A 21,688-nucleotide genomic window follows, 5' to 3' on the forward strand; every position below is an offset into this window, starting at 1 on the left:
GGCAGCGGCGTCTCGCCGCTGATTGAGAAGGATTCGATAGGCTGCTAATCCCTAAGGAAGGAGGGCTGTCCGGACTTCGCTGCGCAAGGCCTTGCAGATTTTCAGTGCTTGGGCGGCTATAGATTTCTGTGCCGATTCACCGGGATAACGAAACGCAACTGCAAACTGGTTGAGCACACCAAGATCAGGACGGAATGCATCCCACGTTGGCTCCACGGGCATGATGAGATCGAGCAATCGGACCATTCACCTGTCAGGGGATTCATATAATAATTTCCCTTGTGTAGCTTCCTGGAGGAAAAAATCATTCATAGCCAAACGACGTTTGATATCGGCGGGTGTCCGGATCACTAGATCGACTGCAAACGACGGATTAAATCGCCGGATTATTTCGGCCGCTTTGCTGACGCCACTTCCTTTGAATGGCATAACCACCAGCAGATCCACATCTGAATCCAGACGAGCCTTGCCTGTCGCATAAGAACCAAACAAAACAATCTGGCTGGGGCGGTACTCGGCTGCAATTTTTTTGCAGAATGATTCGATTTCGTTAACGGCTACCATAGTTTTTATACTGCCATAGGCACGGCGCACCTGCAACAATCTTGTGCAAGGCCAGAGGCGAGACGCCTCTGCCACTTTAGCAGGTCAAAAAACCGACAGGGATCGTAACATTATCCGCAGTCCGTGAAAGGTGGCAGCCGACGTCACCGGCGGCTGCTGGTTCTGGGTAGGCCAATAGGGCCTCCAATGCGTTCGCCAGCCTGCCCGCAGTGGCTGGGGACGTCGAACACCACCGACCGCGTGTTTTGCGGTTAAACTTCTTATATTTAAATCCCGTTCTTTCTTGTTTGCTGCCGGTATCGGCTTGGGCTCACGCCCATTTCCTTCCGGAACGTCCGGCTGAACGTATAAATCGATTCGTATCCACACCGCTCTGCAATTTCTTTCAGCCGCAATTCCGTGACGAGCATCATGGTTCGTGCCCGATGGAGGCGTAATTGGCGGATGTATGTCCCAAGTCCAATGCCTGCCAAGGCCTGGAATCGGGCTCGCAGATGACTTTCAGAATACCCCACCGCTCTGGCAACTTCCGGGATTTGAATCGCGTCAGTCACGTGACTGTGAACATAACTTGCCACATCCTGAATCAAGCCCCGAGAGGGTGGTGGTGATTGGCTTGTCGTAAAATTAGAATTTTGGGATGGCGTTGCGGTAATCCGGAATTCCTGCAGCAAAAGGGCCGCGAGCAGAGTCAGTTCAGAACTCGGCGCCTGCTCTTCGTCCAGTGCCGCATAACGCCGAGCCAATTGCCGGAGGCAGGTGATTTGTAAATGCGTCATTTCTACCGCCCGGCCCTGCAGGGCGCTAAATTCATCAACAGCATCGAGTTCAAAGCTTAAAAAGAGCCATAACAACTTGCCCTCGTTAAATCGGGCGTAGTGATGAAACTGGAGTGGAGTGACGAGTAATACATAACCTGGTTGCAGGCGTGAGACTTCGTCATCTACGATCACTGAACCCTCTCCCTGAAGGCAGAAAATTAGTAAGAACCGATGATGTGCCGTGCCTTGCCCATGGTCAAAGGCCTTCTGCCGACTAAAAAGCAAAATGTTTTTTGGAAGTGCTACCGGACAATCTGGTAGGCCAATAAAATAATTCCGGGGATGAGGTTTAATGGCTTCGGCCACCTTGCAGAAGGCATTCCAATCATTTAAGCCATAGTCGGTATTGTTAAATATTTCGTCGATATGGCTATTTTCAACACGCATCATGGGGGTTATATTAACAAAATTGATGATTGAGGACGATGGAAAAATATTTTTGTCTCATCAAGGAGCTGTTATATGAAAAAAGTCGGAATTGGTTTGATCGGATGTGGTGGGCGGGGAACCGACAGGGACAGGAACATTATCCTCAGTCCGTGACGGGTGGCAGCCGACGTCCCCGGCGGCTGCTGGTTCCGGGATAGGCCAACAGGGCCGCCAATGCGTTCGCCGGGAGGTCGAACGCCACCGGTATTCTGTTTGTGCCGGGCGTTGGGGTCGAACGAAGGCTCGCATGATCGCAATGTTAACTTGTGTCGCGCATGGACTTCGCAGAACGCCGGAAAGCATAGAACCGCACGCTTTACTCTGTGAAAGCCATGGGTTCAGCACCGCCCAGTTTTCCGCAACCTGATATCACATTTTGTGATACCAGCAAATTGATCTCATCTGTCGTGAGAATAAACATGAAATCACTTGGGAAATGATCAAGGTTTCGGCGAACAGTCTGTTTTAACAAGCGTGTTTCAACTGCATAAAGTTCGGCAATGAAAATTATTACCCCCCCCTTTTTTTGTATTTAATTACAATTAATACTTGTTATAATATAAGAACATGATTTAAATCGAAATTCTTCCAAAAATTTAATATTTGGAGAGATTGACGTTATGTCTAAACTGACATATATTAAAGGTGAAGTGTGAGAGAGAAACCACTGCGATGGATGCATGGCGAGGTAAAAACTCCACCGATGAGTACTGAGGCGCGTAGGGAGATTGGAATTCTTCTAAGAGAATTGCAGAATGGGGAAAGTTTGCCCCTGCCTCACTCTCGTCCGATGCCTGCTATTGGATCTCATTGTTATGAATTGCGTGTAAATGAAAGCAACAAAACATGGCGATTGGTCTACCGGATTGACCCTGTAGCCATTGTCATACTTGAAGTGTTTGAAAAGAAAACTCAGACAACCCCGAGAAAGATCATTGAGATATGTCGCCGGCGGTTGAAACAGTACGAGGCAAATTTTGATGAAAAAACTTAAGAACGGATGGGTGGAGGGCTCGGTTCAGGATTTTCTTGAACTTTCTGCGGCTGAGGCCGCTTATATTGAAACCCGTGTTGCGTTGGCTCGGCGGCTGCGCGAGGAACGGAATAAGAAGCACTTGACCCAATTTGAATTGGCAACTGTCCTGCATACAAGCCAATCTCGAATCGCAAAAATGGAGAAGGCAGATCCTTCCGTCTCCCTTGATCTAGTGATTCAGGCCCTTTTCAAAATTGGTATGACACGTAAAGATTTGGCCGCCGCCATCTGAGTGATTAAGAAAAACCGACAGGGACAGGAACATTATCCTCAGGCCGTGCGCGGAAGTCACGGCATGGGCATCGTTCACCAAGGCGTCAGCAGTGCCAAATTTCGGACTGGTGCTCAGACACGATTCCACCAGCACCGAACTGTCAATGAACCGCTTCATCGGGGTATCCTCCGTTGCCGTATCGCCAACACCGCCTGGCCACTATCCCAGGTTTGCGGTAACGGTCCAGTATGCACCAACCGTCCGCGTTTGCGTGCCACTGAGGAAACGGCGGACGCCGGAACCGTGATCATAGCCGCCTTGTCCACGACTTCGATACTGACCACCATGCGCCCAAAGACCCCAAAGACCCCAATGGCTTCACGGATATTCTTGGGCAAAACCAGGCGTCCAACTTCGTCCATTGTGATGTGTGCGTTCATGGTAATACATTACCAATTACCAACAGAATGGCAATACCTATCGAAAATGCGAAACGAGCCACCAAGGTGGAAAAGCGGTTACAGCACTTGGAACCGAATTTTCACTGCCCGCCCCTGCAGGAGGCTTAATTCATCTCATTTATGCCATAGTCGGTTTTGGTAAATATTTCGTCGATATTGCTATTTTCAACACGCATCATGATTGTTACATTAACAATATTGATGATTGAGGGCGATGGAAAATAATAATTTATCTCATAAAGGATCTGCTCAATGAAAAAAGTCGGAATTGGATTGATTGGGTGTGGTGGACGGAGTCGGGGCGTAGTTGGCGAATTGACCAAGGCAACGGATCAGGTCGAAATCGTGGCGCTCTGCGACCCCAACCCGCATTCTATTGCTGCGACGAAGAGCGCCTTCAATCCCACTGCCCGGGTTCATGAAGATTATCGGGAACTGGTGCGTGACCCGGCGGTGGATTGGGTGATGATCGCTTCCTGGAATTGTTTCCATGCACAGCACACGATTGCCGCCTTCGAAGCCGGAAAAAATGTTTTCTGTGAAAAACCTTTGGCCCTATCTGTCGGCGACTGTCTTGCCATGAGGGATGCCTGGCGCGCTTCCGGGAAACTGTTCTCCATTGGCTTCACTCTGCGTTATTCTCCCCACTACCGGCGGATCAAGGAGCTTCTAAGCTCAGGTAAAATCGGTTCCATATTGAGCATGGAATTCAATGAGACCCTTGACTTCAACCATGGCGGTTACATTCACGCTGACTGGCGTCGTAAGACTGAGTGGGCGGGAAGTCACATTCTGGAGAAATGCTGTCACGATATTGATCTGGTCAACTGGATGACGGAGTCTCTGGCAATCAAGGCGGCCTCATTTGGCGGGTGTGACTTTTTCACCCCAGCCAATGCCCATCATTCGGCGCGACTGGGCCAGTCCTCTCAAGGGAAACCGGCTTTCACAACGTGGAATGACGATAAAATTCAGGGAAACATCATCAATCCTTTCAATAACGACAAAGACATTCTCGATAATCAGGTTGCGATTCTTCAATTCGCCAACGGGATCCGTGCCTCATTTCACACGAATTGCTCCACCAGCATTCCCGAACGCCGCATGTATATTTGCGGAACTGAGGGCACGCTGCGTGCCGATGTGAGCACCGGGCAACTGGAAGTGAAGCGCATAGGATTTGATACCCAATTAGAGGACTGCCGGATGGATGTCTCAGGAGGGCATGGCGGTGGCGACTGTATTCTCGGCGCAAGTCTTGCCAGCACTATGTTACAGGGAACGCCTTCACTAACTTCACTGGATGATGGACTCCGTGCTGCCTTTACCGTGTTTGGCATCGATGAGGCCCAGCGTACTGGAACCGTCGTGGATCTAACCCCGTACTGGAAGCAAGCCGGAATCAATGTAGGTTAATGAGAAAGTGGCAGCGGCTCCCAATGCCACTTTACCAGGGTAATTATTCATTAGCATCCCACGGAAATCCTAATCGTAATCTACTGCCTCCAGAAAGGATTACGATTACGATTAGGATTTCTATGGGATGCTAATGATTACGAATGAAATTTCAACAATCAAAAGGCAAATGGATCATGAAGAGATTAATAATGTCAGTAGGGTTTATGTTTGCGCTTATGCTTGTTACGTCGTGTGCAACGACCAGGCATGAACTCAAGGCCGGAAGTTCACGGCTTGTGGTGGCAGTGATTCCTGATCCCTATGACAGATGGGAATCGGCAAAGGTGTATTTGAATGGGCATTTCGTTGATACGGCTGTTCCGGGAAGTGATCAAAAAACGTATGACCTTGCACAGGGAAACTATGATGTAAAGGTCATCACAGATGGTTACGAAACTTGCGAAGGAAACGTGTCCTTAATTGAAGGCAGAAAACAGCATTATATCGAATTCCATCCGAAAAAAGTGTTCAGAAGGTCGATGAGCGCTGCACTCCGGAAGTTCTTCAGTAATTGAGCATTCAATGATCAGAGCCATCAAAGGGGCTGACTGAAAGCAATTCCGAAAGTCAGGCTTGCTGCGCTGGCATGAAGGATTCGGGCTTGGGCCATGACTTCACTGGTACGATTCGCACTGGGAAACCATTCGGGCACTCGAAAAGACACATGACATGACGTCAGGGCATCCAGAGCAGCTGAACATTTTACAAGCATTCCCCCTGAAGATATATTTTTTGCCACCGCATTAATGATGGAAATCTGTCCTGGCGTATCCAGGTGAATCTGGATCGGAAACATGCAGTCAAACCGATGAAACCGCCGCTGGTTTTTAGGACTGACCCCAATCTTACTCAAGCCGCGTTTCATGATTTTCCTCCATGAAGAGCATACAACTTGATCTTTGCGATGGATCCTTTTATTCATTACTCTATCTTCCCCCTGACTACCAATACTTTACCACATCGGCCGTGAGGAAGAAATTATTTTTAATTTTTTAGGGGCAGTTGCCTCCCGGGCGCATGCTTATTGGCTTGAGTGGATCAAATGGCACGCTATTATCTGGGAGTCATTCGAATGGGACTACCTGCTATGAAACATTATTGGTTAACGGGATTATTGATTATTGTATTGGGGGGCAGTCTGGCTCTTCAAGTTTCTGCAACGGATTATTTTGTAGAGAAGGGCGGAAATGATTCCAGTCCTGGCACGCGTATGCAGCCCTTCCGGACGATTCAAAAGGCGGCTGAGCTTATGTTGCCCGGGGATGTGTGCACGATCAGTCGCGGGGTGTACCGCGAAACGGTTCGCCCTGCGGTGTCGGGTAAACCTGATAAGTGGATTCGTTTTCAGGCCGCTCCGGGTGAAACCGTTACCATTGGGGGGGCGGATGAAAGCTTTGTCTGGCAGCAACATACTGGCGCCATTTACCGGGCATCTGTATCCAATGTCGTCCAGGTGCTGGTGGATGAGGTTCTGGCGACTGACAATCTCGATATCAATGACCTGACCCCTGCGCTCACGTTACGGGCCACCTATTGGTATGATGCGCTTAATAGGGTCATCTATATCAGGCTTCCCCATAATGATGCCCCGGAAGGACACCATATTGAGTTGCAAACGCGTGTCTGGGGTATGGATTTGCATAAGTTGTCTTACATTGAAGTGAAGGGGCTTAATCTCACAGCCTGCGGAATTAATCTGATGTCAGCCCGATTTTGCCGAATGGATGACGGTCATATCTGGTGGGGCGGCGGCCAGGTTTGCATTACCAACACTCTGGCAGGGGTGACGAACGCCACGTCATTGCGTGCGGCCATTGTCATGGGGGGCCGGGAAAATGAGATCGCCAACAGCTCAGTGATTGGCAGTGATGGGTACGGGATTGTGTTGTTGCCCGACGGCGTGAATAACCGGCTGCTCAACACATTGGTGCGAGGACGGGATTTTCCATTTGAACGTTCAGTGGGGATATTGGCTCAGGGTACGGCCCCCATAATTCGAAACGTTTCAGTCGTAAACTTTTCAGGTGGGGCAATGTTATGTAGTAACGTCTTTAATGCCCGGATCGAGAATAATGATTTTTACCGGTGCGGCGCGGGGCAGACCAATGTGAGTTTGATTCAGCTCACCGGGGATGGGAAGGGAACCGTACTGTCTTACAACTGGTTGCATGACAATCTGGCACTGGGGGGAGATGGGGTGCGGTTCAGCGGGCCTGTGGAAAATTATGTGTTCCGGCAAAATGTGATTTGGGGCCAAGCCGGGGTGGCATTAAGGCTTGCCGGGGTGGTCCGATATAATTACCTGCTGAATAGTACCTGCGCTCTGAATGGCGGGGGCATCGATGTCGAGAAACAAGGGCAGGAAGGGGATTGCAGCGAGACCCGTGTGATGAACAATATTATGACGGGCGATTCCTGGGCATCGCTTGGAGGCAAGCCGCCTCCAAAACTGGTTTGGAAAAAGAATTTTACGGGGGCCGCACCTGGTTTTGTAGATGAAACCAATCGAAACTTTCAGTTAGTAGCCGGTTCGCCTTGTATTGATGCTGGCCAGGAAGAGCCTGAGTTTACGGATGAGTATAGCGGCATGCTTCCGGATATGGGTGCCTATGAACAGGGAAGACCCTACCCGATGCCTGGTTGCCATGTGAATGATAATGCGAACAAGGTCGTCGCACCTGTGGTCAAGGTGATCATTGATTCTGAGACTGAGGGTGCGGAGGTGCGGTATACCCTTGACGGCCGGATGCCCGACCAGAACTCCGAGCGTTACACGGGGGCCGTTTCAGTGGTGTATGGAGCGATTGTCAAGGCCCGGGCCTTCCGTCAGGGTATGGAAGAGAGTTCCGCCACGACCATCCAAGTGAGACGGGTGGAATAACTTCGTGATAAAAGAGATAACTCTTGTTATATATTCCAAAAAAGGAGCCGAAATATGATCGATAAACGCAAAGACTGTAAACATGAGCATGGCCATCCCGGACACCTGTGTATGCTGGCCAGCACCGGACAAATAGAGGAAATCAAGAAACTTGTCCAGGAACCAAAATTTGTCTGCTTCAACTGTGGCCGTGTGGCTGATAAAGAGGGTAACCTCTGCGCCCCAATGCCGTTGAAGTAAGGTGGTGGCGGGATGAATCTATGGGCGAAACCTCAGCCAAATTGCGGATCGATTTTCTTCGAACAGAACTCAACCGGCACAATGCCCTCTATTATGTGGAGGCAACGCCGGAGATTTCTGATCGCGAGTATGATCGGCTCTATGATGAGCTGAAGCAGTTGGAAGAAAAATTTCCCACCCTGATCACGCGCGATTCCCCCACCCAGCGTGTGGGGGGAGCGCCGCTAAAGCAATTCAAGAACGTCAGTCATCTCAAACCGATGATGTCGCTGGATAATACGTATTCCTTTGAAGAGATACGGGATTTTGATGGGCGGGTGAGAAAACTCCTGCCAGGGGAATATGTTGAATATGTTCTGGAACCGAAGGTTGATGGCTGTTCGATCTGTATCCGATATGAAAACGGAATTCTTGCGGTAGGTACCACACGCGGGGATGGGACTACCGGTGATGATATCACCGCGAATATCAGAACGATTCGAGCCATTCCCCTGCGTTTGACTGAGACGGTTTTTGTTCCCGCCTTTCTGGAGGTTCGTGGTGAGGCTTATATGCCACGGGACGGTTTCCGCCGGCTGAATGCCGACCGACGCGCGGCTGGTGAGGAACCTTTCGCGAATCCACGTAATGCCACGGCTGGTTCCTTAAAACAATTAGATTCCAAAATTGTGGCGCAGCGGCCTTTGTCGGCTGTGTTTTATGCCATCTCAGCCCTTGAGGGGATTCCCTTCCCTCCAACTCAGGCGAAGGTGCTCGAGCTATTGAAATCATTGGGATTTCCCACACCAGCCAATCACTGGCTTTGCCGCGACATTGAGGTCGTGATTGAGCGTTCGAGAGAGTTGGAGCGGCTGGAAGACAGTTTGCCGTATGAGATTGATGGGGCTGTCATCAAGGTGAATGATCTTGCCCAGTGGTCGCGTTTAGGGGCGACAGCTAAGGCCCCGCGTTTTGCCATCGCCTACAAATATTCTCATGAGCAGGCGGAAACTCTTTTGCGTGCCATTACGGTGCAAGTCGGCCGGACCGGAATATTGACGCCGGTGGCGGAATTAGAGCCGGTGTTACTTGCCGGTTCCACCATCTCCCGAGCCACACTACATAACGAAGAGGAGATCCGGAGAAAGGATATCCGGGTGGGGGACACCGTGGTTATTGAGAAAGCCGGAGAGGTGATCCCCGCCGTCATCAGTGTCGTCCCGGAACGGCGCCCCGTTCATTCCAAGCCATTTGATCTGGTGGCACATCTTGAAGGTAAATGTCCCGCCTGTGGAGGGGCGATCAGTCGCGATCCGGAATTTGTGGCATGGCGTTGTGACAACATTGCCTGTTCAGCCCAGATCAAGCGGACCATCGAGCACTTTGCTGGACGCCAGGGGATGGATATCGAAGGGTTGGGGGAAGTGCTCGTGAATCAGTTGGTGGATCAGCAACTGGTACGTGATGTAGCGGACCTGTACAGACTGACCGTTGAGCAGGTTGCCGGCCTTGAGCGCATGGCGAAAAAATCGGCCAGCAATGTGATTGCCGCGATTGCCGAAAGCAAACAACGGGATCTCTGGCGACTGATCTACAGCCTCGGTATATTTCATGTTGGTGCCGGTGCGGCCCGTAAGCTCGCCGATCATTTCCGTTCTTTAGAGGCCCTTGCCGCAGCCGGGCTTGATGAGATTCAGCGAGTACCTGATGTGGGGCCGGTGATGGCCGGAAGCCTTGTTGATTTTTTTGCCAATGCGCGGAATCGTGACGTGATCGAGAAACTGCGTGTGGACGGCGTGAATATGAACAATGTTTCCGAACGTCCCCCTGTGACGGGTGGGGCGTTTTTTGAAAAGACGGTCGTCATTACCGGGGCCTTGCAGCAGTATACCCGTGAGTTGGCCCAGGAAGAACTGCGCAAACGGGGCGCAAAAGTGACGGATAGCGTCAGTAAGAAAACCCATTATCTCATTGCCGGTGCTGATGCGGGTTCGAAATTGACTAAAGCCCAATCTCTAGGGGTTTCCATTCTTTCGGAAGAAGATTTCAAAGCACTGCTGAATTCCGAATCCTGAATTCTCTGTCTTCTGCATACTGCTCATTGCCTACTGCCTTCTGTCTTCTTCACTCTCAATCACCTGAAAACATTGAAAAATATTGCAGAGGGGTATTGCATTCCCTAAGGAATATGCATATATTCCGATTTCGTGGGGGCCGAACCATAGTGGTTGGGCCACATAGTTAAACCTCATAGGAGTTATTCTAATGGCGAAAGCAACGGCAAAGGCATTGACGAAGGGTCAGATCGTGGCGGGCGTGGCGGAAGCGACCGAAATCACCAAGAAGCAAGCTGGCGTGGCGATTGAGACGCTTGTGGGCTTGGCTTACAAGAACGCCAAGAACGGTTTCACGGTTCCTGGTTTGGGCAAGCTGGTGTTGGTCAACCGCAAGGCGCGCATGGGCCGCAATCCCGCGACCGGCGCAACGATCAAGATCCCGGCCAAGCGCGTGGTGAAGTTCCGCGTCGCCAAGGCTTGCAAGGATGCGATCCTGGGCTAATTGAGTCTTTTAGATTCAAGACAAGGCCGCTGCCGAAAGGTTGCGGCCTTTTTTGTTGGAGGTGTATTATGCCAATTTATGAATATGAATGCGAGAAATGTGCGGGTCGGATCGAAGCGCTGATTCGGAATGACAAGGATATTCCCAAGACCTGCGGTAAGTGTGGTGGCAAATTGAAAAAAGCGCTCTCGGGATTCAGTGTTTCAATGGCCTCATCAGGCCCCAAGCATGAGCCCTCTTCCGCATGTGCCTCCTGTCCCAGTTCCGGCTGTCCGCACAGCGGACACTAATCCAGCTTAAGATTCAATGTTCAAGGCGCGGTAGCGTGACGGGGTGATGTTCATTTGGGTTGTGAACACCCTGGAAAAATATAGAGGATTATCATAACCAACGGCTTCAGCAATTTCCTTGATCGAGAGCGAGGTGCTGGAGAGCAGGTGTCGGGCTTTGTTGAGGCGTTGATTCATCATGTACAGGAAGGGGCTGCTTATAATTATCGAGCATTCTCACTCTCCCTTATATCTATAAAGATAAGATCGTGCATGCTTATGTCAAGATCGTTTATAGTGTGAGACAAGCCATTTGCTATCGTCTTGGTGGAGATGGAATCCATCTGTAATTTTACGAAAGGTCACAAGCATGATAAACGAGGCCAGTCATAAAATGATGAAAGCGGTTGGTGATGGCATCACCTTGTCACAACAGGATATTGATATTCTCCGCCATTTGGCTGGTGAGCTTGCAGTCATTGCTGCATTACCGGTTCAGCGAGAAAAGGTACACCTTTGGACGAAGCTCAATGACCTGAATTCCGTGCGGCCCATGGTCTGGATCAATGAGGTTTGCTGGAATGAGATGAATGTGGATGGTGAGCTCACGCTCCTGGCGGAGCATCCCTGGGCACGGGGGCAGGAGGGCTGGTTACGGAGGACGATTTATCAGTGGCGCCATTTTCCTGGAGATATGATTGTAGATAATTACCTGGCTTGCCCCATGGCGATCAACAGCACAGGTTTCGGTATTCAGGAGGATGTGGAAGTGATCAAGACCGACGCTTCAAGTGATGTGGTGTCTCGTCATTTTCACAAGCAGATTAGCGAGTTGGAAGATCTCGATAAAATCAAACTGCCGGTCGTCACCCACAATGAGGAGGTGACGGCGATCCGGTATCAGGCCATGTGCGATGTCTATGAGGGGATTATGCCGGTGAAAATGGTCGGGCAATCTCATGTTTGGTTCACCCCCTGGGACTACCTGATTCGGTGGTGGGGCGTTGAGGAGGCCATGATCGATATGTATGATCGCCCCGAATTGGTCCATGAGGCCGTGGATCGGATGGTGGATGCCTGGATGGTGGAGATGGATCAATACGAAGCACTGCACCTGTTGGCGCTGGACAATAACGTCCGTGTGGGGTCCGGGGGATACGGCTATGTATCTGAGCTGCCTGGAGCGGATTATCAACCCGGACACGTGAAGCCGAGCAATATGTGGGGATGTTCCAATGCCCAGATTTTCTCGGAGATATCTCCCGAAATGCATTGGGACTTCGCGATTCGACATGATTTGCGCTGGCTCAAGCGTTGGGGTTTGACCTACTACGGCTGTTGCGAGCCGCTGGACGGGAAGGCCGAGATTCTGAAACGCATCCCCAATCTGCGCAAGGTGTCGATAAGCCCCTGGTGCAATAATGAGCGTGCGGTTGCGTCCTTTGGCGATAAGTATGTGTTGAGCCGCAAGCCGAATCCGGCGATTCTTGCCGAGGATAACTGGCATCCGGATCGGGCGCGGGCGGATTTGGTGCAATTCATGGAGGCGACGGGCGGGGATTGCCATGTGGAGTTAATCCTCAAAGACATTTCTACCATTCGCTACAAGCCACAACGTTTGTGGGAGTGGTCTGAAATTGCGATGGAAGTCGCAGAGCAATATGCCCGGTGAGGCCTGATCGAAATTGTACAACCGGAAGTGAAAAATCTTGCTTTCCTCCGCATGAAACGGTAAAGCCATTGGCCCCGTGTGGAGGATTATACGTGAATTTTGAATCAGACTTTGATCACCCTAAAGAATCGTGCGGACTGTTTGGCGTTTTCGGTATTCCGGACGTCGCGTTGTTAATTCATGCCGGACTGTTTTCTTTGCAACATCGGGGCCAGGAAGGCGCCGGAATTGTGGTTTCAGATGGCAGTCAGGTTAAGTCTTCAAAAGGCATTGGTCAGGTAAACGATGTGTTTAATACCGAGGTTCTGCGAGGAATCGCAGGCCATCTTGGTATCGGGCATGTTCGTTATTCGACCACTGGTTCCAACCGCGTTCAAAATGTTCAACCTTTAGTTGCCGAGACCGTGGATGGCATCTGGGCAATTGCGCATAATGGCAACCTTGTCAATGCCAGGGCACTCCGGCATATGTACCAGGAATCGGGTGCTATTTTCCAGACCAGTACGGATAGCGAAGTTCTGATTCATCTTCTGGCGGATCCCATGTACCGGAACCGCCCCCGCCGCGTGGCTCGCGCCCTGGCGGAACTCAAGGGGGCCTTTGCGTTTCTTCTGATGACCAAGGATTGCATCATGGCGGCACGTGACCCGTTGGGATTCAAGCCTCTTTCCATCGGTAAACTTGGCAATGGGTATGTGTTCGCTAGCGAGACTTGTGCGCTCGTCCAGGTTGGGGCTGAATATATCCGGGATGTTGAGCCCGGCGAACTGGTGATCGTGGATGCATCCGGGCTTCGCAGCACCTGGTTTGCGGAAAAGGAACAGAAACAGTTTTCCCAATGTGTCTTTGAACATGTATATTTTGCCCGCCCTGACAGCACGGTCTTTGGGCAGAGCGTTCACTCGGTACGGTTGAAGTTGGGAATGCGTCTGGCTCAGGAACATCCCGTGGAGGCAGATTTGGTTACCGCGGTGCCGGATAGTGGTAATTCGGCGGCGCTCGGATATTCGCGACAGAGCGGGATCCCTCTTGATTTCGGCTTTATGCGTAATCATTATGTGGGCAGAACCTTCATCATGCCGGATTCGGATCAGCGCGCCCGGAGTGTGGATATGAAACTGGCGGTCGTGGCGGATGTAGTGCGAGGCAAGCGGGTGATTGTGGTGGATGATTCCATCATTCGAGGGACCACCGCGCGTCGACGTGTCATGGCACTTCGCGAGGCCGGTGCGAAGGAGATCCATCTGCGTATTTCATGTCCCCCCACCATCAATCCCTGTTTTTTCGGGATTGATTTCGCCACTAAAGCGGAATTGATTGCGGCGGGAAATACCATTGAGGAAGTTTGCGCCTACACGGGTGCGGATACACTCGGTTATCTCAGCTTGGAAGGGCTGTTATCGCCCTTCCCGAATTCATCGGATTATTGCAATGCCTGTTTCTCCGGGAAGTATCCCATGGATATCAGTCGCATGCAGGGTAAGGAAGCTTTGGAGAGCAGTAGTATGTTGCTCAATCTGGATTCAAAAGGGCAACGCTGAAAGAGTTGATTATGGCTACACGAAATGGACCAACCCGACATATTTTTGTCACCGGTGGCGTGGTGTCGTCTCTCGGAAAAGGGCTGACCGCTGCCTCGCTGGCGCTGCTTCTTAAACGCCGTGGCTACCGGGTCAAGATGCAGAAACTTGATCCCTACTTGAATGTGGATCCCGGCACCATGTCGCCTTACCAGCATGGTGAGGTCTATGTGACCGTGGATGGCGCCGAGACCGATCTGGATCTGGGCCACTATGAACGGTTTGGTGAAGTGATTTGTAACCGGAACAGTAATTATACGTCCGGCAGCATTTATCAATCGGTCATTCGCCGTGAACGGGAAGGGGGCTATCTGGGAAAAACTGTCCAGGTGATTCCTCATATTACTGATGAAATCAAGGCGGCAATCCGTTCCCTGGATGCGGAAGATGTGGATATCGTCATTACGGAGATCGGCGGTACCGCAGGGGATATCGAGTCGTTGCCGTTCCTGGAGGCGATCCGCCAGTTCCGGCATGAGATCGGGCGCCAGAATGGACTCTTTATCCATTTGACGCTGGTGCCGTATATTAAGGCCGCGGGCGAGATGAAAACCAAACCCTCCCAACAGTCGGTGGGTATCCTTCGAACGATCGGGATCATTCCGGATATTCTGATCTGCCGGTGTGAGCACCCGATGAACGACGAGCACAAGGCCAAACTCGCTCTGTTTTGTGATGTGGATCTCAATAAGGTGATTGAGGAAAAGGATGTGGAGCACTCGATTTATGAAGTGCCTATTGAGTTGGCCCGGCAGGATGTCGATGTGTATATCCTTGAGATGCTGGGCATGCATGTCAACCAGCTGAATTTGGATGACTGGAAAGATATGGTCCGCAAGTTGATTGAGCCGGCCAATGGCACCCTTGAAATTGCCGTGGTGGGAAAATACATCAGCTTGAAGGACGCCTACAAGAGCATCTATGAGTCTCTTGCTCATGGCGGTATTGCCAGCAACGTCAAGGTGGAAGTCCGGATGGTGGAGTCGGAAGATATTGAGACGTCTGGCGCCGAAGCCCTGCTTAAAGGCGTGGTGGGCGTGCTGGTTCCCGGTGGATTTGGCGATCGGGGGATCGAAGGCAAGATCAAGGCGGTCGAATATGCGCGCACCCATAACATTCCTTTCTTCGGTATTTGTCTGGGGATGCAATGTGCGACCATCGAATTCGCCAGGAATGTGTGCGGCTTAAAGAACGCCAACAGTACCGAATTCAATCCCGAAACCGCTTATCCTGTGATTGACATGATGGTGGAACAGAAGAAAGTGACCGAAAAGGGCGGAACCATGCGGTTGGGCGCCTATCCCTGCCGGATTACCGAGGGCACCAAAGCCTGGCAGTCCTACGGACAGGTTGACATTATGGAACGGCATCGCCATCGCTATGAGTTTAACAACAAATACCTTGAGCAGTTGACCAAGCAGGGGTTGGTTTTTTCCGGGATGTGCCCCGGGCGAAACCTGGTTGAAATTATCGAACTGAAAAACCATCCGTGGTTTGTGGCGTGTCAGTTCCATCCCGAATTTCAATCTACCCCGACGCAACCGCACCCACTTTTCCGTGATTTCATTGCAGCGGCCCTGACGAGCAGGGGAAAGCAGGAATGCAGGAAACCAAAAAAAGTTTAACCCGATTAGTTCAACATTCAGATTAAGTTATTACGTTTATGCCTAAAAGAACCGACATTAAGAAGATTATGCTTATCGGCTCCGGTCCGATTATCATCGGACAGGCCTGCGAGTTTGACTATTCAGGTGTGCAAGCCTGCAAATCCCTGAAAGAAGAGGGATACGAGGTCGTGCTGGTGAATAGCAATCCCGCCACGATCATGACCGATCCGGAGTTCGCCGATCGGACCTACATAGAACCTCTGACGGCCGCAATTCTTGAGGAAATTATCCGGCGGGAGCGTCCTGATGCGTTGCTGCCCACACTGGGGGGGCAGACCGCGCTGAATTTGGGAATTGAATTGCATGACCGTGGCATTCTGAAACGCTATGGCGTGGAGATGATCGGGGCTAAGGCGGAGGTGATCCGTAAAGCTGAAGACAGGGCTTTATTCAAGGCCGCCATGCAGAAGATCGGGTTGGATCTACCGCAGAGCGGGTCGGCGCATTCACTCGAGGAAGCCTGGACGGTTCAGAATGAAATCGGTCGTTTTCCTGTTGTGATTCGACCCGGGTTTACCATGGGCGGAACCGGCGGTGGGATTGCCCGTAATGAACAGGAGTTTGAAGAGATTGTCCAGCGGGGACTGTTCTATAGCCCGACGACAGAAGTACTGGTTGAGGAGTCTATTGAAGGGTGGAAGGAATTCGAGTTGGAGGTGATGCGCGACAATAAGGACAACGTCGTCATCATCTGTTCTATCGAGAATCTTGATCCCATGGGGGTTCACACGGGCGACAGCATTACGGTGGCGCCAGCCCAGACTCTGACAGATCGGGAATACCAGATCATGCGCGATGGCTCGATTGCCGTGATGCGTGAAATCGGGGTTGATACCGGGGGCTCCAATGTGCAGTGGGCACTCAACCCGGCCAATGGCCGCATGATCATTATCGAGATGAATCCCCGTGTATCGCGTTCAAGCGCACTGGCCTCCAAGGCCACCGGATTCCCCATTGCCAAAATCGCCGCCAAGCTGGCGGTGGGCTATACCCTGGATGAATTGCGTAACGATATCACGCGTGAGACTCCCGCATGTTTTGAGCCGTCCATCGACTACGTGGTAACCAAGATGCCGCGGTTTGCCTTCGAGAAATTCCCCGGCGTGAATAGTACCCTGGGCACTCAGATGAAGTCCGTGGGTGAAGCCATGAGCATCGGCAAGACCTTCAAGCAGTCTTTCCAGAAGGCCTGCCGCTCCCTTGAAATCGGGCGCGCCGGTTTCGGTGCCGATGGCAAAGGCGCCGCCTTTGAAGCCCTGACGGATGAGGTGATGGCCGCCGAGTTGGTTCGCCCCAATGCCATGCGGATTTTTATCGTTCATGCCGCTTTCACACGAGGCTGGACGGTCGAGAAGATTCAGAAACTTACCGGGATTGATCCCTGGTTCCTGCGTCATTTGGAAGAATTGGTGGCCTATGAGGGTGAGATCAAGTCTGCCAAAACTCTGCCAGGCTTGCAGAAAGATCCCGCCCTGTTTCGTCAGATCAAGGAGATGGGTTATTCGGATCGGCAGATTGCGTTTCTGCTAGGGTGCAAAGAAGGGGATGTACGTTCCGCCCGCAAGGAGCAGAAACTGCTGCCCGTCTACAGCCTTGTGGATACCTGTGCGGCTGAGTTTACCGCGTTCACTCCTTATTTCTATTCGACCTACGGTGAGGTGGATGAGAGCCGGCCGTCAGATAAAAAGAAAGTCATGATTCTGGGCGGTGGCCCGAACCGGATCGGGCAGGGGATTGAGTTCGATTACTGCTGCGTGCATGCCGCCTTTGCCCTTCATGAGGCCGGGTTTGAAATCATCATGGTCAATAGTAATCCCGAGACGGTGTCAACCGACTATGACACCAGCGATCGGCTCTATTTTGAACCGCTCACACTGGAAGACGTTCTACACATTTATGAGCGTGAGAATTGTTGGGGTGTCATTGTTCAATTCGGGGGACAGACCCCGCTGAATCTGGCCAAGGATCTTGAGGCCAATGGGGTGAATATCATTGGCACCAAGCCTTCCAGCATTGAAATCGCGGAAGATCGCGATTTGTTTGCGGCCATGCTCCGGAAGCTTAAGCTGAAGCAGCCGGAGAATGGTATGGCCACGACCGTGGAACAGGCCGAGGTCATTGCCGAGCGAATTGGGTTTCCGGTCTTAATGCGTCCCTCGTTTGTACTGGGTGGTCGCGCGATGGTGATTGTCTATAATGTTGAGATGTTGCGGAAATATATGGCCGAAGCGGCTGAAGTTTCCGCCACACGACCGGTGCTCGTGGATCGTTATCTTGAGAATGCGGTTGAGGTCGATGTGGATTGCCTATCCGATGGCGACACTTCCGTTATTGGCTCCATCATGGAGCACGTCGAGCTGGCGGGGATTCATTCGGGTGACAGCGCTTGCACCATTCCTCCTCCGACCCTGACCGAAGAGGTGAAGACTGAGATTCGGCGCTGTACCCTTCTGATGGCGAAGGAACTCAATGTATGTGGTTTGATGAATGTCCAGTACGCCATCAAGGATGGTCATGTCTATGTGCTGGAAGTCAATCCGCGCGCTTCCCGGACCGTTCCGTTTGTCAGTAAGGCCATTGGGGTGGCGCTAGCCAAAGTGGCCTCACTCGCCATGGCCGGGTTTAAGCTGAAAGACATGGGTTTTACCAAGGAAATTATTCCGAAACACTTCTCCGTCAAGGAAGCCGTATTTCCCTTTGCCCGATTCCCGGGAGTGGATGTCATTTTGACACCTGAGATGAAGTCTACCGGCGAAGTCATGGGGATTGATACCAGCGGTGGGATGGCGTTCCTGAAGAGCCAGTTGGCGGCGGGGAATCCGATGCCGGCCCAGGGGAATGTATTCCTGAGCGTTCGCGATGAGGACAAGGATGCGCTGTTACCTCTGGCTAAGCGTTTGGTAGAGCTTGGGTTCTCGATTTATGCTACGGCGGGTACGAGCACCTTGTTGCGCCAAAACAATATCAAGAGTATGGCATTATTCAGGATTGCCGATGGCCGTCCGAATGTCATTGATCTGATTGAGGAAAAGCAGGTGAGCTGGATCGTCAACACGCCGACCAGCGGGCCTAGTCCCCGGATCGACGAGGTCAAGATGCGCTCCCACGCCGTTATTCGCGGGATTCCGATCACGACGACCATCCATGGGTTCCGGGCGGCTTTGGCGGGCATTGAGGCGATGCGGGATGCCAAGCGCATGGAAGTCTGCAGTATCCAGGAATTCCATCGGCATGCCCCCAAGATTAAGTATCCGAACTTGAGCGGGACAGCAAAGTCACCCCGCCGTAAAACGGCGTAGAGTGTAAAGTTGCCAGTGAGCAGTTTGCAGTTGGCAGTAGTCGGCAGGCTATGTCGTCCTTGGTCTCGTTTTCCTCAAATACATCTCCGACACTTTTGAGGAACACCACGCCAAACTGGTCGCGGGTAAGGGCGAATACGCCGGTGCCAATCCCGAAGACCAGGACGAATACAAAGCCGAAAACGTTTTTTGGGTTCCGCCTGCTGCGCGTTGGACCTATCTTCAGAATAGCGCTAAACAGTCCACTATCGGCAAAATCGTGGATGATGCCATGGTTGCCATTGAACGTGACAATCTCCGCCTTAAAGGCGTCCTCCCCAAGGACTTTGCCCGTCCCGGACTTGATAAGCACCGTCTTGGTGAACTTATTGATCTTATCGGCACCATCGGTCTTGGCGACAAAGAGAACCGTGCCAAGGACATACTTGGGCGGGTCTATTTGCGTCCACGTAGTCACCGGCATATCCCCAGTCGCGTTGTGCTTCCAGATTCCCAAGAAAGAGACTGTTTTGCAGGCCCACTTTGATGCGCGTGGCGGCTCGGGTGATTTTGCGGGTGACAAAGATTTCCCCGCGCCGGGGTGATTCGTGATTGAACAGAATGCCATTGCTGTCATGCAATTTATAAGCATCCCGGTAATTCACTGTTAACCAATAGGCATAAGCTTTAGCACAAGCACAAACCAATTGCACCATTTGAACCGGATCGGCCAAATTGCCGTAATGCAGCGACAGGCGTGATTCGGCAATGTGTGGATCGCAGTAGAGATGATCAATGCGTCCCGTGTGGAAAGAGGACGAACGCCGGATGACTCCATGAACCTTGTAGCCTTTGGCTAGAAGCAATTCCGCCAGATAAGATCCATCCTGCCCCGTGATTCCAGTTATGAGTGCTCGTTTCATGGTGATTAATATAACAGGAGGTAAGTGTGTTGTATGGCGCCTGCCGGTCGTGAGCAGCATTAACTAAAAAGCCGTTTACATTTCGCCTCTTTCCAGCTTAAGGTGTCGCCTGCGCAACAATGCTTTAAGCGGGAGACTTCATGAAGGCACTTGGGTTCGATAACGAGAAGTATCTGGAAGAACAGTCGAAGGCCATCATTGAGCGGGCCGCACAGTTCGGCAACAAACTCTACCTCGAGTTCGGCGGCAAACTCCTGTTTGATATGCACGCGGCCCGGATCCTGCCGGGCTTTGACCCGAACGTAAAGATGCGCCTTCTTCAAAAGCTCCGGGACAAAGTTGACATCATCATCTGCATCCACGCCGGGGATATCGAGCGTAAGAAAATGCGTGCGGATTTTGGTATCACCTATGACGTCGACATTCTCAAACTTATCGACGATTTGCGTGAGTGGAAACTGGACGTGGCCGGGGTTGTGATTACCCGCTTCGATAACCAGCCTGCGACGACGCAATTCATTACCCGACTCGAGCGGCGTGGCATCAAGGTGTATACGCATCACGCGATCAAGGGCTATCCGACGGATATCGACGGGATCGTCAGCGACCGGGGGTATGGCTCCAATGCGTATATCGAGACGACCAAGCCGATCGTCGTGGTCACCGCTCCCGGACCCGGGAGTGGCAAGCTGGCCACTTGTCTGAACCAACTGTATCATGAGCATAAGCACGGCATCTCCTGCGGCTATGCAAAATTCGAGACATTCCCCATCTGGAGCCTCCCGCTCAGGCATCCGGTCAACATTGCCTACGAGGCGGCCACGGTGGATCTGGCCGATTTCAACATGGTGGATCCGTTCCATTTGGAGGCCTATAATCAGGTAAGCATCAATTACAATCGGGACGTGGAGGCTTTTCCGCTGCTGAAGCGGATCCTCGAGAAGATTTCGGAGGTGGGGGCCGGTTACCGCTCACCAACGGACATGGGTGTCAACCGGGCTGGCTTTGCGATTTCTGATGACGTAGTGGTCAGGGAAGCCTCCCTTCAGGAAATTATCCGCCGGTATTTCCGGTGCCACTGCGAGTTCGCCATGGGGGTGGCCGACAAAGAGTCCCTTGCCATTATTGAGAAGATTATGCGGGAGTCGGATCTGGTTCCCGAACGGCGGACAACGGTTCTTCCGGCGCGTGAGGCGGCTTGGGATGCCGAACAGAAGGGTAAGGGGAACAAGGGTGTTTACTGCGGTGCGGCACTGGAACTTGAGGATGGCACAATCGTCACGGGCAAGAATTCACCGTTGATGCATGCCTCCTCGAGCGTTGTGCTTAACGCGGTGAAAAAACTCGCCGGGGTACCTGATCCGATCCACCTCATTTCCGAGAACGTCATCGAGTCGATCAGTCGGATGAAGCATGAGGTCCTGGGTTCCCGGACGGTGAGCCTCAGCCTCGACGAAACCCTGATTGCCCTGGCTATCAGTGCCACCCATAATCCGACCGCCCTGGCGGTTCTGCAGCAACTCTGCCATTTGAGAGGCTGCGAGATGCATCTGACTCATATGCCGGCCGCTGGTGATGAGAAGGGACTTCGGCAGTTGGGTGTGAATCTCACCAGTGAGCCGAATTTTTCGGGTAAGGAACTTTTTACGTAAAACCA

The 21,688-nt window shown here is 51.8% G+C and carries 20 protein-coding genes and 3 pseudogenes; 15 read left to right on the top strand and 8 right to left on the bottom strand.

The window, feature by feature from the left end:
- Positions 1–51 precede the first annotated feature (51 nt).
- The 4 genes and pseudogenes from WCI03_00005 to WCI03_00020 form a co-directional block, all read right to left on the bottom strand.
- The gene (locus WCI03_00005) at positions 52–246 is read right to left on the bottom strand and encodes a hypothetical protein (GenBank protein MEI8138229.1); all 195 of its coding nucleotides are present in this window, start codon (positions 244–246) and stop codon (positions 52–54) included.
- Entirely contained in the window at positions 247–564 is a 318-nt protein-coding gene (locus tag WCI03_00010; protein ID MEI8138230.1) for a nucleotidyltransferase domain-containing protein, read from the bottom strand.
- 266 nt (positions 565–830) lie between these two features.
- On the bottom strand, positions 831–1,775 hold the full coding sequence (locus tag WCI03_00015; GenBank protein ID MEI8138231.1) for an AraC family transcriptional regulator: 945 nt from the start codon (positions 1,773–1,775) through the stop codon (positions 831–833).
- Between the two features lie 273 nt (positions 1,776–2,048).
- Positions 2,049–2,316 (bottom strand): annotated as a pseudogene (locus WCI03_00020) (ORF6N domain-containing protein).
- A 201-nt stretch (positions 2,317–2,517) separates the two neighbouring features.
- On the opposite strand from WCI03_00020, the gene WCI03_00025 reads away from it, so the two are divergent.
- Both WCI03_00025 and WCI03_00030 read left to right on the top strand, forming a co-directional pair.
- On the top strand, positions 2,518–2,808 hold the full coding sequence (locus WCI03_00025; GenBank protein ID MEI8138232.1) for a type II toxin-antitoxin system RelE/ParE family toxin: 291 nt from the start codon (positions 2,518–2,520) through the stop codon (positions 2,806–2,808).
- Complete coding sequence (locus tag WCI03_00030; protein MEI8138233.1) at positions 2,795–3,082, top strand: XRE family transcriptional regulator; 288 nt, start codon at positions 2,795–2,797, stop codon at positions 3,080–3,082. The genes WCI03_00025 and WCI03_00030 overlap by 14 nt, the downstream gene beginning before the upstream one ends.
- 155 nt (positions 3,083–3,237) lie before the next feature.
- On the opposite strand, the gene WCI03_00035 is transcribed toward WCI03_00030, so the two are convergent.
- Complete coding sequence (locus WCI03_00035) at positions 3,238–3,504, bottom strand: hypothetical protein (GenBank protein MEI8138234.1); 267 nt, start codon at positions 3,502–3,504, stop codon at positions 3,238–3,240.
- A 273-nt stretch (positions 3,505–3,777) separates the two neighbouring features.
- Here WCI03_00035 and WCI03_00040 point away from each other — a divergent pair, with 273 nt between their 5' ends.
- A complete protein-coding gene (locus tag WCI03_00040) occupies positions 3,778–4,941 on the top strand; it encodes a Gfo/Idh/MocA family oxidoreductase (protein MEI8138235.1) in 1,164 nt (387 codons plus the stop codon).
- Between the two features lie 176 nt (positions 4,942–5,117).
- Entirely contained in the window at positions 5,118–5,498 is a 381-nt protein-coding gene (locus WCI03_00045) for a PEGA domain-containing protein (protein MEI8138236.1), read from the top strand.
- Positions 5,499–5,518: 20 nt separating this feature from the next.
- On the opposite strand, the gene WCI03_00050 is transcribed toward WCI03_00045, so the two are convergent.
- Positions 5,519–5,848 (bottom strand): PilZ domain-containing protein, encoded by a 330-nt coding sequence (locus tag WCI03_00050; protein MEI8138237.1) that lies wholly within the window; start codon positions 5,846–5,848, stop codon positions 5,519–5,521.
- A gap of 222 nt (positions 5,849–6,070) precedes the next feature.
- Here WCI03_00050 and WCI03_00055 point away from each other — a divergent pair, with 222 nt between their 5' ends.
- The 5 genes from WCI03_00055 to WCI03_00075 all read left to right on the top strand — a co-directional run bounded on the left by WCI03_00055 (position 6,071) and on the right by WCI03_00075 (position 10,932).
- Positions 6,071–7,864 carry a chitobiase/beta-hexosaminidase C-terminal domain-containing protein gene (locus WCI03_00055; protein ID MEI8138238.1) on the top strand — a complete coding sequence of 598 codons (1,794 nt, stop codon included), beginning with the start codon at positions 6,071–6,073 and terminating at the stop codon, positions 7,862–7,864.
- A 54-nt stretch (positions 7,865–7,918) separates the two neighbouring features.
- Positions 7,919–8,104 (top strand): hypothetical protein, encoded by a 186-nt coding sequence (locus WCI03_00060; protein MEI8138239.1) that lies wholly within the window; start codon positions 7,919–7,921, stop codon positions 8,102–8,104.
- A 20-nt stretch (positions 8,105–8,124) separates the two neighbouring features.
- Entirely contained in the window at positions 8,125–10,158 is a 2,034-nt protein-coding gene (ligA, locus tag WCI03_00065; protein ID MEI8138240.1) for an NAD-dependent DNA ligase LigA, read from the top strand.
- Positions 10,159–10,348: 190 nt separating this feature from the next.
- Complete coding sequence (locus WCI03_00070) at positions 10,349–10,642, top strand: HU family DNA-binding protein (protein MEI8138241.1); 294 nt, start codon at positions 10,349–10,351, stop codon at positions 10,640–10,642.
- A gap of 68 nt (positions 10,643–10,710) precedes the next feature.
- On the top strand, positions 10,711–10,932 hold the full coding sequence (locus WCI03_00075; GenBank protein ID MEI8138242.1) for a zinc ribbon domain-containing protein: 222 nt from the start codon (positions 10,711–10,713) through the stop codon (positions 10,930–10,932).
- A gap of 6 nt (positions 10,933–10,938) precedes the next feature.
- Here WCI03_00075 and WCI03_00080 read toward each other — a convergent pair whose 3' ends face one another.
- Complete coding sequence (locus WCI03_00080; GenBank protein ID MEI8138243.1) at positions 10,939–11,139, bottom strand: helix-turn-helix transcriptional regulator; 201 nt, start codon at positions 11,137–11,139, stop codon at positions 10,939–10,941.
- A 166-nt stretch (positions 11,140–11,305) separates the two neighbouring features.
- Between WCI03_00080 and WCI03_00085 the strand changes: the two genes are divergently transcribed.
- The 5 genes and pseudogenes from WCI03_00085 (at position 11,306) to WCI03_00105 (ending at position 19,568) form a co-directional block, all read left to right on the top strand.
- Entirely contained in the window at positions 11,306–12,583 is a 1,278-nt protein-coding gene (locus WCI03_00085) for a hypothetical protein (protein MEI8138244.1), read from the top strand.
- 92 nt (positions 12,584–12,675) lie between these two features.
- Positions 12,676–14,124: an amidophosphoribosyltransferase gene (purF, locus tag WCI03_00090; protein ID MEI8138245.1), complete on the top strand. Its 1,449-nt coding sequence runs from the start codon at positions 12,676–12,678 to the stop codon at positions 14,122–14,124.
- Between the two features lie 11 nt (positions 14,125–14,135).
- Positions 14,136–15,788 carry a CTP synthase gene (locus tag WCI03_00095; GenBank protein ID MEI8138246.1) on the top strand — a complete coding sequence of 551 codons (1,653 nt, stop codon included), beginning with the start codon at positions 14,136–14,138 and terminating at the stop codon, positions 15,786–15,788.
- Between the two features lie 38 nt (positions 15,789–15,826).
- Positions 15,827–19,129, top strand: a complete 3,303-nt coding sequence (carB, locus tag WCI03_00100) for a carbamoyl-phosphate synthase large subunit (protein MEI8138247.1) — start codon at positions 15,827–15,829, stop codon at positions 19,127–19,129.
- A 49-nt stretch (positions 19,130–19,178) separates the two neighbouring features.
- Positions 19,179–19,568: pseudogene (locus tag WCI03_00105) on the top strand (type I restriction-modification system subunit M N-terminal domain-containing protein).
- A gap of 1 nt (position 19,569) precedes the next feature.
- On the opposite strand, the pseudogene WCI03_00110 reads toward WCI03_00105, so the two are convergent.
- Positions 19,570–20,031 (bottom strand): annotated as a pseudogene (locus tag WCI03_00110) (GDP-mannose 4,6-dehydratase).
- Between the two features lie 140 nt (positions 20,032–20,171).
- Here WCI03_00110 and WCI03_00115 point away from each other — a divergent pair.
- Positions 20,172–21,683 (top strand): DUF1846 domain-containing protein, encoded by a 1,512-nt coding sequence (locus tag WCI03_00115; GenBank protein ID MEI8138248.1) that lies wholly within the window; start codon positions 20,172–20,174, stop codon positions 21,681–21,683.
- Positions 21,684–21,688: the final 5 nt, after the last annotated feature.

It is taken from the genome of bacterium, assembly GCA_037143175.1.
In the GTDB taxonomy this organism is placed as follows: domain Bacteria; phylum Verrucomicrobiota; class Kiritimatiellia; order CAIKKV01; family CAITUY01; genus JAABPW01.

What these genes read in the sequence shown, in the direction of transcription:
- WCI03_00005 (MEI8138229.1), bottom strand. Translation starts at nt 246, where the DNA reads ATGGTCCGATTGCTCGATCTCATCATGCCCGTGGAGCCAACGTGGGAT.
- WCI03_00010 (MEI8138230.1), bottom strand. Translation starts at nt 564, where the DNA reads ATGGTAGCCGTTAACGAAATCGAATCATTCTGCAAAAAAATTGCAGCC.
- WCI03_00015 (MEI8138231.1), bottom strand. Translation starts at nt 1,775, where the DNA reads ATGATGCGTGTTGAAAATAGCCATATCGACGAAATATTTAACAATACC.
- WCI03_00025 (MEI8138232.1), top strand. Translation starts at nt 2,518, where the DNA reads ATGAGTACTGAGGCGCGTAGGGAGATTGGAATTCTTCTAAGAGAATTG.
- WCI03_00030 (MEI8138233.1), top strand. Translation starts at nt 2,795, where the DNA reads ATGAAAAAACTTAAGAACGGATGGGTGGAGGGCTCGGTTCAGGATTTT.
- WCI03_00035 (MEI8138234.1), bottom strand. Translation starts at nt 3,504, where the DNA reads ATGAACGCACACATCACAATGGACGAAGTTGGACGCCTGGTTTTGCCC.
- WCI03_00040 (MEI8138235.1), top strand. Translation starts at nt 3,778, where the DNA reads ATGAAAAAAGTCGGAATTGGATTGATTGGGTGTGGTGGACGGAGTCGG.
- WCI03_00045 (MEI8138236.1), top strand. Translation starts at nt 5,118, where the DNA reads ATGAAGAGATTAATAATGTCAGTAGGGTTTATGTTTGCGCTTATGCTT.
- WCI03_00050 (MEI8138237.1), bottom strand. Translation starts at nt 5,848, where the DNA reads ATGAAACGCGGCTTGAGTAAGATTGGGGTCAGTCCTAAAAACCAGCGG.
- WCI03_00055 (MEI8138238.1), top strand. Translation starts at nt 6,071, where the DNA reads ATGAAACATTATTGGTTAACGGGATTATTGATTATTGTATTGGGGGGC.
- WCI03_00060 (MEI8138239.1), top strand. Translation starts at nt 7,919, where the DNA reads ATGATCGATAAACGCAAAGACTGTAAACATGAGCATGGCCATCCCGGA.
- ligA (MEI8138240.1), top strand. Translation starts at nt 8,125, where the DNA reads ATGGGCGAAACCTCAGCCAAATTGCGGATCGATTTTCTTCGAACAGAA.
- WCI03_00070 (MEI8138241.1), top strand. Translation starts at nt 10,349, where the DNA reads ATGGCGAAAGCAACGGCAAAGGCATTGACGAAGGGTCAGATCGTGGCG.
- WCI03_00075 (MEI8138242.1), top strand. Translation starts at nt 10,711, where the DNA reads ATGCCAATTTATGAATATGAATGCGAGAAATGTGCGGGTCGGATCGAA.
- WCI03_00085 (MEI8138244.1), top strand. Translation starts at nt 11,306, where the DNA reads ATGATGAAAGCGGTTGGTGATGGCATCACCTTGTCACAACAGGATATT.
- WCI03_00095 (MEI8138246.1), top strand. Translation starts at nt 14,136, where the DNA reads ATGGCTACACGAAATGGACCAACCCGACATATTTTTGTCACCGGTGGC.
- carB (MEI8138247.1), top strand. Translation starts at nt 15,827, where the DNA reads ATGCCTAAAAGAACCGACATTAAGAAGATTATGCTTATCGGCTCCGGT.
- WCI03_00115 (MEI8138248.1), top strand. Translation starts at nt 20,172, where the DNA reads ATGAAGGCACTTGGGTTCGATAACGAGAAGTATCTGGAAGAACAGTCG.